Source organism: Mesorhizobium sp. WSM3873 (assembly GCF_001672445.1).
Classification (GTDB): Bacteria; Pseudomonadota; Alphaproteobacteria; order Rhizobiales; family Rhizobiaceae; genus Mesorhizobium.
Genome location: NZ_LYTM01000003.1, coordinates 140,377 through 154,015 on the forward strand (window position 1 = coordinate 140,377; position 13,639 = coordinate 154,015).

17 protein-coding genes and 1 pseudogene are annotated in these 13,639 nt (G+C 64.1%); 10 read left to right on the forward strand and 8 right to left on the reverse strand.

Translation table 11 applies throughout. From position 1 onward, the window contains the following. Positions 1-3: 3 nt before the first annotated feature. From A9K71_RS03300 to A9K71_RS03305, 3 genes and pseudogenes are all read left to right on the forward strand, one after another. A complete protein-coding gene (locus A9K71_RS03300; RefSeq protein ID WP_066990233.1) occupies positions 4-369 on the forward strand; it encodes a glyoxalase superfamily protein in 366 nt (121 codons plus the stop codon). 138 nt (positions 370-507) lie between these two features. Then, positions 508-633, forward strand: a pseudogene (locus A9K71_RS32825) (2-hydroxychromene-2-carboxylate isomerase); the annotation flags it as partial. 2 nt (positions 634-635) lie between these two features. Further along, the gene (locus A9K71_RS03305) at positions 636-1,058 is read left to right on the forward strand and encodes a DsbA family protein (protein WP_245299512.1); all 423 of its coding nucleotides are present in this window, start codon (positions 636-638) and stop codon (positions 1,056-1,058) included. Between the two features lie 17 nt (positions 1,059-1,075). Here A9K71_RS03305 and A9K71_RS03310 read toward each other — a convergent pair whose 3' ends face one another. Beyond that, positions 1,076-1,960, reverse strand: a complete 885-nt coding sequence (locus tag A9K71_RS03310) for a LysR substrate-binding domain-containing protein (RefSeq protein ID WP_066990494.1) — start codon at positions 1,958-1,960, stop codon at positions 1,076-1,078. Between the two features lie 189 nt (positions 1,961-2,149). On the opposite strand from A9K71_RS03310, the gene A9K71_RS03315 reads away from it, so the two are divergent. Next, positions 2,150-3,100, forward strand: a complete 951-nt coding sequence (locus tag A9K71_RS03315) for a DMT family transporter (RefSeq protein WP_066990236.1) — start codon at positions 2,150-2,152, stop codon at positions 3,098-3,100. Positions 3,101-3,104: 4 nt separating this feature from the next. On the opposite strand, the gene A9K71_RS03320 is transcribed toward A9K71_RS03315, so the two are convergent. From A9K71_RS03320 to A9K71_RS03330, 3 genes are all read right to left on the reverse strand, one after another. After that, entirely contained in the window at positions 3,105-3,476 is a 372-nt protein-coding gene (locus A9K71_RS03320; RefSeq protein ID WP_066990239.1) for a response regulator, read from the reverse strand. 75 nt (positions 3,477-3,551) lie between these two features. Beyond that, on the reverse strand, positions 3,552-4,094 hold the full coding sequence (hpt, locus tag A9K71_RS03325; RefSeq protein ID WP_066990495.1) for a hypoxanthine phosphoribosyltransferase: 543 nt from the start codon (positions 4,092-4,094) through the stop codon (positions 3,552-3,554). A 178-nt stretch (positions 4,095-4,272) separates the two neighbouring features. Then, complete coding sequence (locus tag A9K71_RS03330) at positions 4,273-4,914, reverse strand: hypothetical protein (protein ID WP_066990242.1); 642 nt, start codon at positions 4,912-4,914, stop codon at positions 4,273-4,275. Positions 4,915-5,095: 181 nt separating this feature from the next. Here A9K71_RS03330 and ftsE point away from each other — a divergent pair, with 181 nt between their 5' ends. The 3 genes from ftsE (at position 5,096) to A9K71_RS03345 (ending at position 7,650) form a co-directional block, all read left to right on the forward strand. Continuing rightward, positions 5,096-5,755, forward strand: coding sequence for a cell division ATP-binding protein FtsE (ftsE, locus tag A9K71_RS03335; RefSeq protein ID WP_066990245.1), 660 nt, complete (start codon positions 5,096-5,098; stop codon positions 5,753-5,755). Then, on the forward strand, positions 5,748-6,737 hold the full coding sequence (locus A9K71_RS03340; RefSeq protein ID WP_066990248.1) for an ABC transporter permease: 990 nt from the start codon (positions 5,748-5,750) through the stop codon (positions 6,735-6,737). The genes ftsE and A9K71_RS03340 overlap by 8 nt, the downstream gene beginning before the upstream one ends. A 223-nt stretch (positions 6,738-6,960) precedes the next feature. Further along, the gene (locus tag A9K71_RS03345) at positions 6,961-7,650 is read left to right on the forward strand and encodes a YdcF family protein (RefSeq protein WP_245299513.1); all 690 of its coding nucleotides are present in this window, start codon (positions 6,961-6,963) and stop codon (positions 7,648-7,650) included. Here the strand turns inward: A9K71_RS03345 and A9K71_RS03350 are convergent. Then, a complete protein-coding gene (locus A9K71_RS03350) occupies positions 7,647-8,267 on the reverse strand; it encodes a pyridoxamine 5'-phosphate oxidase family protein (RefSeq protein WP_066990254.1) in 621 nt (206 codons plus the stop codon). The genes A9K71_RS03345 and A9K71_RS03350 overlap by 4 nt on opposite strands. A gap of 102 nt (positions 8,268-8,369) precedes the next feature. Here A9K71_RS03350 and A9K71_RS03355 point away from each other — a divergent pair, with 102 nt between their 5' ends. Then, positions 8,370-9,272 carry a LysR family transcriptional regulator gene (locus A9K71_RS03355; RefSeq protein ID WP_066990257.1) on the forward strand — a complete coding sequence of 301 codons (903 nt, stop codon included), beginning with the start codon at positions 8,370-8,372 and terminating at the stop codon, positions 9,270-9,272. Between the two features lie 81 nt (positions 9,273-9,353). Next, positions 9,354-10,148: a 1-acyl-sn-glycerol-3-phosphate acyltransferase gene (locus tag A9K71_RS03360; RefSeq protein ID WP_066990260.1), complete on the forward strand. Its 795-nt coding sequence runs from the start codon at positions 9,354-9,356 to the stop codon at positions 10,146-10,148. Positions 10,149-10,155: 7 nt separating this feature from the next. Here A9K71_RS03360 and A9K71_RS03365 read toward each other — a convergent pair whose 3' ends face one another. From A9K71_RS03365 to A9K71_RS03375, 3 genes are all read right to left on the reverse strand, one after another. Continuing rightward, positions 10,156-10,776 (reverse strand): LysE family translocator, encoded by a 621-nt coding sequence (locus A9K71_RS03365; RefSeq protein WP_066990263.1) that lies wholly within the window; start codon positions 10,774-10,776, stop codon positions 10,156-10,158. Between the two features lie 141 nt (positions 10,777-10,917). Beyond that, on the reverse strand, positions 10,918-11,865 hold the full coding sequence (locus tag A9K71_RS03370) for an aldo/keto reductase (RefSeq protein ID WP_066990266.1): 948 nt from the start codon (positions 11,863-11,865) through the stop codon (positions 10,918-10,920). 118 nt (positions 11,866-11,983) lie between these two features. Beyond that, complete coding sequence (locus A9K71_RS03375; protein WP_066990269.1) at positions 11,984-12,514, reverse strand: gamma-glutamylcyclotransferase; 531 nt, start codon at positions 12,512-12,514, stop codon at positions 11,984-11,986. Between the two features lie 125 nt (positions 12,515-12,639). Between A9K71_RS03375 and A9K71_RS03380 the strand changes: the two genes are divergently transcribed. Then, the gene (locus A9K71_RS03380; protein ID WP_066990272.1) at positions 12,640-13,638 is read left to right on the forward strand and encodes a DUF2125 domain-containing protein; all 999 of its coding nucleotides are present in this window, start codon (positions 12,640-12,642) and stop codon (positions 13,636-13,638) included. Position 13,639: the final 1 nt, after the last annotated feature.

The window sequence follows — 13,639 nt, forward strand, 5'->3', positions numbered from 1 at the left end:
GACATGCCGAAGCTTGGAACCGTCACGCCGATCCTGCGCATGTTCGATACCGTCAAGGCGCGAGAGTTCTATCTCGACTTCCTCGGTTTCGAGGTCCGCTTCGAGCATCGCTTCGACGACAACGCGCCGCTCTATATGGGCGTCGCCCGCGACGGCTGCGAGCTGCATTTGAGCGAGCATCATGGCGACGGCTCGCCCGGTGCCAATATACGCATCGAAGCGACCGGCATCATTGAGCTGCATCGCGAGTTCAAGGCCAAGAACTACCGCTTCAACAGGCCGGGCCTTGAGACGACGCCTTGGCAGACGAAGGAGGTCACGGTGATCGATCCGTTCGGCAATCGCCTGACCTTTTTCGAAAGAGACTGAGGTAGCGGGCAGCCGCAGGTCGCTCTCGCCACACGCATTGCAGGCCGCGCTGCCTGCCGGTATCGTCATCGTCAAGGGAGACTGGCGATGATCGACTTCTGGTTCTCCATCGGCAGCACCTACACCTATCTTTCGGTGATGCGTCTCGCCGAGGTTGCGGCTGAGACCGGCATCGAGTTCCGCTGGCGACCCTTCAATGTGCGCGCCATCATGATCGAGATGGACAACATTCCCTTTGCCAAGAAGCCGGCGAAGGCGGCTTATATGTGGCGCGACATCGAGCGCCGAGCGGCGATGTACAGGATGGTGCCGAAACTGCCGGCCCCTACCCGCTGGCCGAGCTCGAACGCGCCAATCGCGTGGCTCTCATCGCGGCGCACGAGGGCTGGTGCGAAGCCTATGCCCGGGAAAGCTACCGGCGCTGGTTCGAAATGGGTGAGCCGGCGGGTAGCGAGCCAAACATTTCGGCGAGCATCGAGAAGGCCGGACAGAAAGCGGAGCCGGTTCTTCGGCGGGCCGACAGCGATGACGCCAAGGCCGAGCTCGCGGCCGCGACGGAGCAGGCCAAGGCGCTCGGCATCTTCGGCTCGCCGAGCTTCGTCGTCGACGGCGAGCTGTTCTGGGGCGACGATCGCCTTGAGGATGCCATGCGCTGGCTCAAGCAGATGGAGAGCGGACCGCCGGATTGAGCGGACCGTTTCGTAAGTCAAAGACTGACTGTTGCCTGTGCCTGCCTGGTCAGCATAAAAGCCTCGCGGATCGCGTTTTCCATCCCGTCGATCGCTTCGCCCGTCGCCAGCGGATTGCGGTGCAGCACCACATTCGAGGAATCGATGTCGCCGAAGCCGTCGGCGGCGGTCAGCTCGCGGCAATCGAGCGGGATGTTGCTGCGCGAGATCGGTGCGATCGCCAGGCCAGAAGTGACCGCCAGCGTCAGGCCGCCATTGGTGTCGCTGGTGTAGGCGACGCGGTAGTCGAGGCCGCGCTGCTGCAGCGACTTGATCGCGAAGTCCCGGCACCAGCCATTGCGGCTGTAAAGCGCGATCGGCACCGGCCGTTCCTCATGCATGTGATGCAGCGTTGACGTCACCCATACCGTGGGATCGTGCATCAGCACATCGCCGCCGGAAAAACCTTCCCACTCGAACACCACCGCAAGGTCGAGTTCGCCGGCCGCAAGCGCCCTCACCTGCGAGTCGGAATGCGCGTAACGCACCGTGACCTCCACGCGCGGGTGGCGTTTGGCGAATTCGCCAAGTGCCCGCGACAAGATCGACCGTCCGTATTCGGCAGGAATGCCGATGCGCACCAGCCCGCCGAGCGGCGGCGCGACCAGCGATGCCGCCGTCTCGTCGAGCAGCGAGACGATGCGGCGGGCGTTGGCGATCAGCTCGCCGCCGCGACGTGTCAGCGCCACCCCGCGAGAGCCGCGTTCGAACAGGCTGTCGCCCACCATGTCTTCCAGCTTCTTCATCTGCATGGACACCGCCGACTGGGTGCGTCCGGCCTTTTCCGCCGCCTTGGTGAAATTGCCGGTCTCGGCCACCGCCACGAAGGTGCGCAGGAGGTCGCTGTCGAGGGTGGGCTTCATCGATGCCGCCATAAGAAATTTTGATTGCTGGTATCATTCCAATTCGTTTGCAACATGTCAAACGCCGCAGGATAGTTGCTCTACCCATTGGATATGCGGCCGTGAGATCCGGCCGCGGACCAATTCGAAAAGTCCTCACTCGTGCCCGCTGCCCGAAACGGTGGCGGGCTCTTTTTCACTGGAACGAACATGCAGAACCGGATGGTGCTTGGCATTTTGAGCCTCTGCCTCGGCGTTCTTGTCTTTTCGTTGCAGGACCCGCTGGTGAAGGCGGTTTCGGGCAGCTATCCGGTGACGGAAGTGATGGCGATCCGCGCCCTCGTGGCGCTGCCGATCCTGGTCGTTATCGTCCAGGCCGATGTCGGCCTGACAGCCTTGCTGTCGAAACGAGCGGGCATGCTGACGCTGCGCGGCTTCATCCAATTCAGCTCCTACACCGTCTACTATCTGGCGATTGCCGCCCTCTCGCTGGCCGACGCGATAGCGCTCTATTTCATGGCGCCGCTCTTTATCATGTTGCTTGCCGGGCCTTATCTCGGCGAGCACGTCTCCGGGCGGACGCTGACGACGGTGCTGATCGGCCTCGTGGGCGTGGTCGTGATGTTGCGTCCGGGCGCCGGATTATTCGACTGGGCGGCACTGCTGTCGCTCGGCTCGGCATTCCTCTACGGGTTCTCGCAGCTGATGGCGCGCCGGATCGGCGAGACCGAATCCTCGACGGTGATGGCCTTCTACCAGAACGGCGCCTATCTCACCGGCGCTGTGGCGGTCGCCGCGGTGTTTCATCTTGCCGGCATCACCCATGCGGGCCACCCGAGCCTCGACTTCCTGGTGCGGCCCTGGGTCTGGCCGGCGCTGCCGGACTTCCTGAAGATGGCGGCCTGCGGCTTCGTTGCCTCCGCCGGCATGATCTTGCTGTCGCAGGCCTACCGGATGGCGCCCGCCAACCGGGTCGCAACCTTCGAATACACGGGCATCCTCTGGTCGCCGCTGTGGGGCTTCCTGTTCTTCGCCGAGGTCCCGCGGTCAACGACGGTGCTGGGCGCGGCGCTGATCATCGGCGCCGGTCTGGTTGCACTCAACGGTGAGCGCCGACGCGGCGCAGCACCTGCAATCGCAGCGACCGGCGATGCCGTCTAAACGATCAAGCGAAGCAGCTTAATGCCCGTCCGACGCGGGCGCGTATTTCGGCAAGCGTGAACGGCTTCTGCACGACGTCGAGGATGATGCCGTTCAATTCCTCGGCGCGCTCGCGCTGGTCGGCATAGCCGGTCATCAGCATGATCTTCATGGCCGGAAACTGTTTTGCCGCCGCGGACGCCATCTCGATGCCGTCCATCTCCGGCATGCGGATATCGGACACCACGAGATCGTAGCTGCCGCGCTGCTGGCGGATCAGGGTGAGCCCCTGCGCGCCATCGGCGGCGATGGTGACACTGTGCCCATCACGCTCCAGCGCGCGGGCAGCGAGGGTGCGGACGGATTCATCGTCCTCGACGATCAAGAGCTTTGCCATGCCGAGATAGATGCCGCCGAAACGTTGACGTTTTCTGAAAATTTGAAACGTCCATGCGGCCTTTTCGGCGCGACCTTACTCGTCGCCTTTCACGACCCCGACAAACGGCAATTCCCGGAACGCATGCGCGACGTCCATGCCGTAGCCGACGACGAAATAATCGGGGCAGTCGAAGCCGACATAATCGGCGTTGAGCGTGGTCTGGCGGCGCATGCGCTTGTCGAGCAGCACCGCGATGGCGCAGCTCCTGGCGCCGCGCGACAGCATCAGGTCGCGGGTGAAGGAAAGCGTCTTGCCGGATTCGAGGATGTCGTCGATCAAAAGAACGTCGCGGCCGGCGACCTCGTTGTCGATGTCGCGCAGCACCTTGACCTCGCCGCTTGTGGTGCCGGCTCCATAGCTGGAGATGAAGATGAATTCGACCTCGGGCGACAGGCCGACATCGTGCATGGCGCGGATAAGATCGGCGGCAAAGACGAACGAGCCTTTCAGGATCGATATCACAAGCAGGTCGTGATAGTCGCGCCCGGCGATTTCCTTGGCGAGCTCGAGATTGCGCCGGGCGATCGCCGACGCCGAAAACAGGACCTCGATGTCCTTGCCGCGTACAACTGGCATAGCTTTTTCCTTCAGAATCGCCTGCAACGCCGGAAGGGCTAGGTTCATCAATATTCAGGTCAGGCCGAGCCGAAAATAGCGGGTTCCGAGAACCGGAGCAGAGCGTACTCAAGCACGTGAGCACCTAAGCGCAGGAAACCACTAATTGCAGGCCGGCATCACCTGAATATCGATGCACCTACCCGGCGAAGGTGACCGATACGGCCTTCACGCCGTTTCTAGGGACATCGAGCCGGCTGGAAAAGCCGAATCTTTCGCCGGGCGCCAGCGAGCGGTTGGACGTCCCCAGCCTGTAGCGGATGACATTGCTGGCATTGTCGGTGACGCGGATCTCGAGCGGCGGCAGCGACTCCGCCCGTACGCCGTCATTGGCGGCCTCGCCGTCGATGAACAGGATGGGCTTCAGCCCCGAGGCATCGATTCGCGACGTCACACCGGAAATGCTGAGCGCGCTTGCCGGCTGCGCAGCCGCCCAGAAGGGGCTCTGACGCACCAGGGCATGTCCGCCCGACACCCAGAAAGCCACGAGTGCGGCGCCCACTCCGGCGGCCCAGAAGATTGGACCGCCACGCGAGGCCGGCCGCGCCGGCGCAGCCTCCGGTTTGCGCAGCATGCCCATGCCAGCGATGGATGGCGTCGAGGGCGCTTGCGGCGGCAACGGCGCCGCAATCGGTTCCGAACGGGCGGCGAATCGCGGCAGCACCACATAGTCGGCATCGACGACATCGGTGTCGAGGATGACGCGCTCCGGCGCGGCCTTTGTCGCCGTGCCGGTCATGATTTCGCCGGAAACAGAGCGCGCGGTTCTATCCTCAGCCATTACGGCCCCAGTGCAATCTTCGTTGCTTTTGGGTAAACGCAAATGGTTAACGCTTCCCCACCGGAACTGCTGTGAAACGTCGAAAGCGCGCAGAAATTAACCAACGATTAACCATGCCGGCCGATGGTCTTGGCAGAGAACAGGCTGGCGGGATGCCGCCTAAGGTTTCAGGTCGCCGAACGTGATCCGCTTCGAAAATGTCGGCCTCCGCTATGGCATGGGTCCGGAGATCCTCCGCGACATTTCCCTGCACATTCCGGAGCGCTCCTTTCAGTTCCTGAGCGGCCCCTCGGGCGCCGGCAAGACCACCTTGCTGCGCCTGCTTTTCATGTCGCTGAAGCCGACGCGCGGCCTGATCACCATTTTCGGCAAGGATCGTTCGCGCATCTCGCGCGGCGAGTTGCCGCTGCTCAGGCGCCGCATCGGCGTGGTGTTCCAGGATTTCCGCCTGCTTGACCACATGACCACTTACGAGAACGTGGCGCTGCCGTTGCGCGTGCGCGGGCGCGAGGAGGCGAGCTATCGCACCGACGTCACCGAGCTCCTGAAATGGGTTGGCCTCGGGGAGCGCATGCATGTGCTGCCGCCAGTGCTGTCGGGCGGCGAGAAGCAGCGTGCTGCGATCGCTCGCGCGCTGATCGAGCAGCCGGAGATCCTGCTTGCCGACGAGCCGACCGGCAACGTCGATCCGCCGCTGGCGCGCCGGCTGCTGAGGCTCTTCATCGAGCTCAACCGGCTCGGCACCGCCGTGGTGATCGCAACCCACGATCTCGGCCTGATGGAGCAGGTCGATGCGCGGCGCATGATTCTCGCCGGCGGAAGGCTGGACGTCTATGACTGAACTTCCGGCCGATCACCTGCACGAGGAAGCCGTCGAGACGCCGGCTGCCATTCGCCGTGTCCAGCGCAAGATGGCGCCGATCGTGCCGGCGCACAACATCGCCGGCCGGGCCCTGGTGCTGGTCATCGCCATCATGACCTTCCTGTCCTGCCTAACCTTCGGCGCCGTGACGCTGGTGCGCGACACCGCCTCGGTGTGGGAGAACCAGATCTCGCGCGAGGCGACGATCCAGATCAAGCCCGTCGAGGGCCTCGACATGGAAGCAGCCCTCGCGCAGGCCTCTGAGATCGCCAGCGAGTTCCCGGGTGTGAAGGGTACGAGGATCGTCGATCGCGATGCGACGGCGCGCCTTTTGGAGCCGTGGCTGGGCACCGGCCTCAACATCGATGAACTGCCGGTGCCGCGCCTCATCGTCGTCACCATCGACGAGGCCAATCCGCCCGACTTCGCGGCCATGCGCGCCGCGATCACGCCCAAGCTGCCGAGCGCCGCGCTCGACGACCATCGCACCTGGGTCGACCGGCTGGTCGCCATGGCGCATACGACAGTGACGATCGGCTTTGCCGTTTTGGCGCTGATATTATCGGCGACGGTGCTGACGGTGGTGTTCGCCACGCGCGGCGCCATGGCCGGCAACGGCCACATCATCGAGGTCCTGCATTTTGTCGGCGCCGAGGCCCGCTTCATCGCGCGCGAATTCCGTTGGCATTTCCTGGTCACCGGCATGAAAGGCGCCGCCGCCGGAGGTGCCGCCGCTATCATGGTCTTCATCGTCTTTTCCTGGTGGTCGTCGCGCAACATGGCGACGCCTGAGGCCGACCAGGCGACCGCGCTGTTCGGCAATTTCGCGATCGGCTCCACCGGCTATCTCGGCGTCGCCCTGATGGTGCTGGTGATCGGCGCGCTGACCGCTGCGACCTCGCATGCCACGGTCGTCGCCTATCTCAGTGAGATCGACATCCGGCAGCCGGAGGCAAGCTGATCATGACGCGAAACCAAGGGTGGCGCGAATGCAAGAGGTGGCAAGTTGGGTTTCCAATGCGACCCGGACCCTACAAGTGCATGATCACGCAAGGGAAACTGCCGTAACGCAATGTGCGCCGTGCTATCTATGAAAGGCGACGTTTCAGAGTTAACCATTGGATGTTTTCAGGATTAACCTGGGGATGATGGACGCGCGGGACTCGATCGGAACGGCTGGACGGATGCCAGCGGCGCTTACGCGCGGTGCTGCGTCTGCAAGAACCGGTCGTCTCAGATTTGCGCTTCGTCTCTGCGGTTTCTTCGTGCTCGCCCTGCTGGCGCTTTTCGCCGGCGGCTTCGGCTGGTTTGCCGACAAGGTCAGCAACATGACGACGCCGGTCAATCCGGCCAGGGCCGACGCAATCATCGTGCTCACCGGTGGTCAGTCGAGGCTCGACGCCGCCATGGATCTGCTGGCATCAGGCAAGGGCGAGCGGCTCTTGATCAGCGGTGTTCACCCCACGGCGAGCCGCCGCCAATTGCAAGCGGCAATGGGCGGCGATAAGCAGCTGTTCTCATGCTGCGTCGACATCGACCGCGCCGCGCTCGACACGATCGGCAATGCCGAGGAGAGCGCCAAATGGGTGGAAAGCCACGCCTATGGCAGCATCATCGTCGTCACCAACAACTACCACATGCCGCGCAGCCTGCTCGAGATGGGCCGGCTGCTGCATGGCGCGCGGCTTGAGCCCTATCCGGTGGTCAACAACAAGCTCGGCAATGGCAGCTGGCTGACCAAGCCGGAAGCGCTGCGCGTGCTGCTCACCGAATACAGCAAATATGTGCTGGCGCTGGCGCGCGGCATCGTCCCGCTTCGGCCGACTACCGAGGGCGTCACGCTCGCCGAAGCCTCTACGGTGAGCAAGAACTAAGCTTCGCCAGACGCGCTGTTGCGCAGGCGTGCGATCTCCTGCTCCAGACCGGCAATGCGTCTATCCCGCTCGGCAAGCGCCGCGGCCACATCCGCCGCCTCGAAGCGCTGCGGAATGTGCTGCGGGCAATTTGCATCCCAGGCCGTGACGCTGAACAGGATCGCCTGCTCCGGCCGCGCCTTGTAGTTGGCCGGCATCAGCCTCGCCGTCAGCTCCGCATCGTCCTCGACGACGCGCGCCGTGCCCCAGATCTTGATGCGCTGCCGAAGCATGTAGTCGATCAGGAACAGGAAAGCCTGGGAATTGTCCGCAAGATTGCCCTGGGTGATGAACTGCCGGTTCCCCGAGAAATCGGCAAAGCCGATCGTATGCCCGTCCAGCACCTTCAGGAAGCCGGCTGGCCCGCCGCGATGCTGAACATAGGGTTGACCTCCGCCATTGGCTGTCGCCAGGAACACGCTGGTCTGCGCCTCGATGAAGGCAGCGAGGTCGGGCGTGATCGTCGCCCGCCAGCCGCCGCGCTCCTCGACCCGCGCATAAGATGCGCGCGAGCCCTTGCGGGACTGGATGGCCTTGACCGTAGGGGTAAAGGCGACGTCGCTGGTGAAGGCGTCCATGGCGGCGGTCCTCTGCCAAAGTGGAACGACATGTAGCCCCTTCCGAAATCCGGAGTTAGAAGGCATAGTTGCAATCCATCCTTCCACATTTCGGAAGAATAGATGGACCGCCTCGACGCCATGTCCTTGTTCGTAGCCACGGTGGAGGCCGGCAGCCTTTCCGCCGTCGCGCGACACGCCGGCGTACCGCTCGCCACCGTCAGCCGCAAGCTCTCCGAACTGGAGAGGCACCTCAAGACGCGTCTGCTCAACCGCTCGACGCGGCGCCTCACCTTGACGGACGCTGGTCGTTCCTATCTCGCCGCCTGCCGCCGTATTCTCGATGAGGTGGGCGAAGCCGAACGAGCCGCCGCTGGCGAATATTTGAGCCCGACCGGCGAGCTGGTGATCACTGCGCCGGTCGTCTTCGGCCGCCTGCATGTGCTGCCGGTCGTCACAGATTTTCTGGCCGCCTATCCCGAGGTCGACATCCGCCTGACGCTGTCCGATCGGATCACGCAACTGATCGAGGAGCATATCGATCTTGCCGTGCGCATCGGCGAGCTGCCGGATTCGGCCATGGTCGCAGCGCGCGTCGGCCAGATCCGCCGCATCGTCTGCGCCAGCCCGGCATATCTTGCGAAGCATGGCACGCCGTTCGAACCGCGCGACCTTTCAGGCCACAACTGCATCACCTTCGAAGGGCTTGCCTCTCCCGCGACGTGGAGCTTCGGCACCGGCAAGAGCGAAACCGTGGTTCCGGTCCGCTCGCGGCTGCAGCTCAACACCGCCGAGGCAGCAATCGATGCGGCGATCGCCGGCCTCGGCCTGACGAGGGTGCTCTCCTATCAGGCGGACGCCGCGGTGCGCGCCGGCGCGCTTCATGTCGTGCTCGAGCCGTTCGAGCCGCCGCCATGGCCGGTCAATCTCCTGCATGCCGGTCAGGGCCTGCTGCCGGTGAAGCTGCGCGCCTTCCTCGATTTCGCGGCGCCCCGCCTGAAGGAGCGGCTGGCGCGCTCGCTGTGATGCGCCCCACCGTCGCGCCGTTTCCTTTTTGCCCGCGCTTGGTGTAACCAACGCTCACTTCCACACCGGGCCCTTTCCCGCATGCTCATTATCCGCTCGCTGGCGTTCAACCTAGCCTTCTATCTCAGCCTGGTCGTTCAGATGATCTTCTGGACGCCCTTCTATTTCCTGTCGCCCCGCCACCGCGCCTGGTTCGTGCCGAAATTCTGGTCGCGCACCTCGATGTGGCTTTACGACAAGATCGCCGGCACCAGGAGCGAAATCACGGGCGCCGAGAACCTGCCTGAGGGGTCCTTCATCCTGGCGCCGAAGCATCAGTCCTTCTGGGACGCGATCGCCTTTTTTCCTTATCTCGACGACGCCTTGTATATCCTGAAGCGGGAACTGACCTGGATCCCCTTCTTCGGCTGGTACATCATGAAGATGCGCATGATCCCGGTCGACCGCGGCAGCCGCTCCAAGGCGCTGAAAGCGGTCGTTGCCGCGACAAGGCAGGAGATGGCGCGCAACCCGCGTCAGCTTATCATCTACCCGGAAGGCACTCGTCGCCCACCGGGCGCCGAGCCGTCCTACAAATACGGCATCGTCGAGCTCTATACCCAGCTGGGCGTTCCCGTGGTGCCGGTCGCCCATGTCGCCGGCCTCTACTGGCCGCGCCGCAAGTTCATGCGTTATCCGGGCACCATAAAGGCCCGTTTCCTGCCGCCGATTCCTCCGGGGCTCGACAAGGAGGAGTTCATGCAGCGGCTGATCGGCGAGACCGAGACCGCCTGCGACGAGCTGCTGGTCGAGGCCTCGCGCGCGCCGAACCCGCCGCCGATGCCGCCGACGGCGGTGAAGCGGCTGGCAGAGCTCGGCGCTGCGCCGAAGGCCTGAGCTCCCCTTACGGCAGCCCCGCCAGTGCAGTCGTCAGCACCAGCGTCGCCGCGAAGACGAGATTGATGATCCGCGACGCCAATGGATCGCGCAGCAGCCTCGCGAAAATCGTCCCAGCGAGAAGCCAGAGCACATGAATGGCGACGATCATCGCTGCCAGCACCAAAAGCTTGGTCGAAATCCCGAGCCCGTCGACCGTGGATGAAGCTCCCGCGAAGACCGCGCCGATCGCCACATAGGCTTTCGGGTTGGCGACGGCGAGCATGAAGCCGCCGAAGGAGGTGGGACGCGCCGCCGCATTGCCGCCTTGGGCAAGCGGCGGCGCTGTCGCGATCCTGAAGGCAAGGTAGAGGATATAGAGGGCCGAAGCGACAGTCAGCAACGGCGCCAGCCCCGGCACCGAGGCGAGCATGCCGAATATCCCGGCGGCCACAACCAGGAGCACGGCCATCGTTCCAAGCACGATGCCGGACATATAACCCAGCGAAGGCCGCAGCCCGAAAGCGGCGCCGACGGCGGTGACGCTGATCGTCGCCGGACCTGGGCTACCCATGACAACGGTCGCCGCCATGACCAGCGCCAGCACCTGCTGCCAGGGCTGCGCTTCAGACAGAACGTCTCCGGTCATCCCGAACCTCAATTCCTGCCGCGATCGGGCAGGAATTATCGCGAGGTACCGAAAAGGTCTTGAACGATCGTGCGTGGGACCTACTGCACTAACGCATGTTGGATCCGGGTCAGGCCGGCACCCCCTGAATAGCGACACGCCTTAAGCGCTGGCGCGATCGAGCGCTGCGATGTCGTCGGCGGAAAGCTTGAGCGATGCGGCGCGGATCAGGCTTTCCATCTGTGCGGGCGTCGTGGCGCTGGCAATCGGCGCGGTGATGCCCGGCCGCGCCATGATCCAGGCGAGCGCCACTTCGGCCTGCTTGGCCGAATGGCGCCCGGCCGCGGCATCGAGCGCGGAGAGAATGCGCATGCCGCGCTCGTTGAGATACTCGGCCACGTCTTCGCCACGCTCGCTCCGGCCAAGGTCGGCCTTGCTGCGGTATTTGCCGCTGAGAAACCCCTTGGCCAGGCTGAAATAGGTGATGACGCCGAGGCCTTCAGCCTTGCACAGGTCGAGCAGCGGGCCGTCCAGCGAAGAGCGATCGTACAAATTGTATTCGGGCTGCAGAACCTCGTAACGCGGCAGGCCCCGCAGGCTGGCGACATCCAGGGCCGCGCGCAATTGCCCCGCATCGAGATTGGAGCAGCCCGGGTAGCGGATCTTGCCCTTATCGAGCAGGCGCTGATAGGCGCCGAGCGTTTCCTCGTAAGGCGTCGCCGGGTCTGGCCAGTGCGACAGATAGAGGTCGATGACGTCGGTCTGCAGCCGCTTGAGCGATTGGTCGACCGCCTTTTCGATATAGGCTGCGGAGAGGTCCCGCCTGCCCTGTCCCATGTCGGAGCCGACCTTGGTGATGACGACGATGCTGTCCCGGTTGCCGCGGCTCTTCATCCAGTTGCCGATGATGGTTTCGGATTCGCCGCCTTTGTTGCCCGGCGCCCAGCGCGAATAGGCGTCCGCAGTGTCGACTGCGTTAAAGCCGGCCTCGGCAAAGCGGTCGAGCAGGTCGAACGAGGTCTTCTCGTCGGCGGTCCAGCCGAAGACGTTGCCTCCAAGGACCAGCGGCGCGATGGAAAGGTCGGTGCGACCGAGACGGCGTTTCTGCAAGACTGATCTCCGTGATGCTGGGAAGGGCCTGGGTGCCCAGAGGATGGATTGCGGCTAACCTAGGTCGTGCCTTGCCCAGGTCAAAGGCATGGTTTTGCTTTTTGATCGGGCCAGATCTTCACGAAGGCGCGACCTGCCGCCCCACCTCTTCCAGCCAGTGGTCGCGGATGCCGAGCGCCCTCAGATGCTCCACTGTGCTCAGGACATAGTCTTCGTTCCTGCCCGATTGGCCCACGGCGCCGCGCACGACTTTTGCCGCATGGTCGGCGTCGAGCCCGCCGGCATATTGCTCATGCGCGCGGTCGACGATGTAGGCGACCGCTTCGACCGTTCCGCCTTGTCCCGCCCCATCCAGCCGGACATCGAGGGTGCGTTCGAGATAGACGCTGGTCACCAGCTCGCGCTCGCGCAGATAGGAAAGCACTTCGTCACGCAAATCGCCGGGCACGCGGAAGGCGAGCCCGACGCAGGAGCCGCCGCGGTCGAGGCCGAGCACCAGGCCCGGCCGCTCACGCGTACCGCGATGGACGAAGGAATAGACGCAGAGCGACCGGCGGAAGCCGTAAAGACGGGCGCGCCGCGTCTCGACATGTGCGAAACCGGGCCGCCAGATCAGCGACCCGTAGCCAAAAACCCAAAAATCGCCCATATCGCCAAGCCTGATTGCATTCGAGTGACGACACCACACCAGTAAGGTGCTTCTTCTGTCCCCGCTTGTCGTGCGTAAGAACAACCACCCGCTCGCCGCATGAGCGGGTTAACGAGAGCCGCAGCATGACGTCAAGTGACGAGCGATCGCGCAAACCTCGCCGCCGGCTGTTCTGGCTTGCGGCGTTCATCTTGGTGCTGTTCGCGCTCTACAGCGGCGGATGGTTCTATCTCGCCGGCAAGGTCAAGACCGAGGCCGAGCGGGCCGTGGCCGAGCTTGGAGGCAAGGGCATCAAGGCCGACTGCGCCAATCTCACGGTCAGCGGTTATCCACTGGACTTCACGGTCGCCTGCGACAGCCTGGCCTATCAGGACGATGCCAGGAATGTAGCGGCCTCGACCGGCGATATGAACGTCGTCGCTCGCATCACCCAGCCTCTGTCGCCCGTGGCGAACCTGCGCGGGCCGTTGCGGACTGTGGCGCCGGGCATGCCGCCGCTTTGGCTCGACTGGGACAAGCTGCACGCCACGGTCAAGCTGTCATGGCCGCTTCCGCGCCGCATTTCGCTTCAGGCGGAAGGCTTGTCTGGACAGACCGATCCGGCCGACGACACCGATCCCGTGCAGCTGTTCAGCGCCGGCCAGGCGGCCGGCCAGCTGCAGCCGAACGGCCAGGACCTCGTCTATACCGGCAGCTTTGGCGACCTGAAGATCGACGCGGAAGCTGTCGGCGGACGCGTGCTGCCGGAACTCGACGGCGCCGGCGAAGCGACAGTGAAGAACGGCGTCGCGCTGATTAAGGCGCCGCCGAAAAGCCTGCGCGGCCAGTCGGTCGAGATTGCCAGCCTCGACGTGTCATCAGGCACGGCGCGCGTAACTGTGTCCGGGCCGATCTCGATCGACGCCGACGGCCTGATCGATGCAAATCTGTCGATCAAGCTGAAGGACCCAAAGGCCGTAGCGGCGATCCTCGCCGGCGCCATTCCCGAGCACAAGAGCGAGATCGAGCAGGGTTTTGCCGGCATTGCCATGCTCGGCAACCAACCGTCCATGCCGCTCAAGATCGTGAAGGGTAAAGCTTCGCTTGGCTTCATCCCGCTCGGCAAGATCAAGCCGGTCGATTGAG

Coding starts and splice junctions, on each gene's coding strand:
- A9K71_RS03300 (WP_066990233.1), top strand. CDS start 4: ATGCCGAAGCTTGGAACCGTCACGCCGATCCTGCGCATGTTCGATACC.
- A9K71_RS03310 (WP_066990494.1), bottom strand. CDS start 1,960: ATGAAGCCCACCCTCGACAGCGACCTCCTGCGCACCTTCGTGGCGGTG.
- A9K71_RS03315 (WP_066990236.1), top strand. CDS start 2,150: ATGCAGAACCGGATGGTGCTTGGCATTTTGAGCCTCTGCCTCGGCGTT.
- A9K71_RS03320 (WP_066990239.1), bottom strand. CDS start 3,476: ATGGCAAAGCTCTTGATCGTCGAGGACGATGAATCCGTCCGCACCCTC.
- hpt (WP_066990495.1), bottom strand. CDS start 4,094: ATGCCAGTTGTACGCGGCAAGGACATCGAGGTCCTGTTTTCGGCGTCG.
- A9K71_RS03330 (WP_066990242.1), bottom strand. CDS start 4,914: ATGGCTGAGGATAGAACCGCGCGCTCTGTTTCCGGCGAAATCATGACC.
- A9K71_RS03340 (WP_066990248.1), top strand. CDS start 5,748: ATGACTGAACTTCCGGCCGATCACCTGCACGAGGAAGCCGTCGAGACG.
- A9K71_RS03345 (WP_245299513.1), top strand. CDS start 6,961: ATGCCAGCGGCGCTTACGCGCGGTGCTGCGTCTGCAAGAACCGGTCGT.
- A9K71_RS03350 (WP_066990254.1), bottom strand. CDS start 8,267: ATGGACGCCTTCACCAGCGACGTCGCCTTTACCCCTACGGTCAAGGCC.
- A9K71_RS03355 (WP_066990257.1), top strand. CDS start 8,370: ATGGACCGCCTCGACGCCATGTCCTTGTTCGTAGCCACGGTGGAGGCC.
- A9K71_RS03360 (WP_066990260.1), top strand. CDS start 9,354: ATGCTCATTATCCGCTCGCTGGCGTTCAACCTAGCCTTCTATCTCAGC.
- A9K71_RS03365 (WP_066990263.1), bottom strand. CDS start 10,776: ATGACCGGAGACGTTCTGTCTGAAGCGCAGCCCTGGCAGCAGGTGCTG.
- A9K71_RS03375 (WP_066990269.1), bottom strand. CDS start 12,514: ATGGGCGATTTTTGGGTTTTTGGCTACGGGTCGCTGATCTGGCGGCCC.
- A9K71_RS03380 (WP_066990272.1), top strand. CDS start 12,640: ATGACGTCAAGTGACGAGCGATCGCGCAAACCTCGCCGCCGGCTGTTC.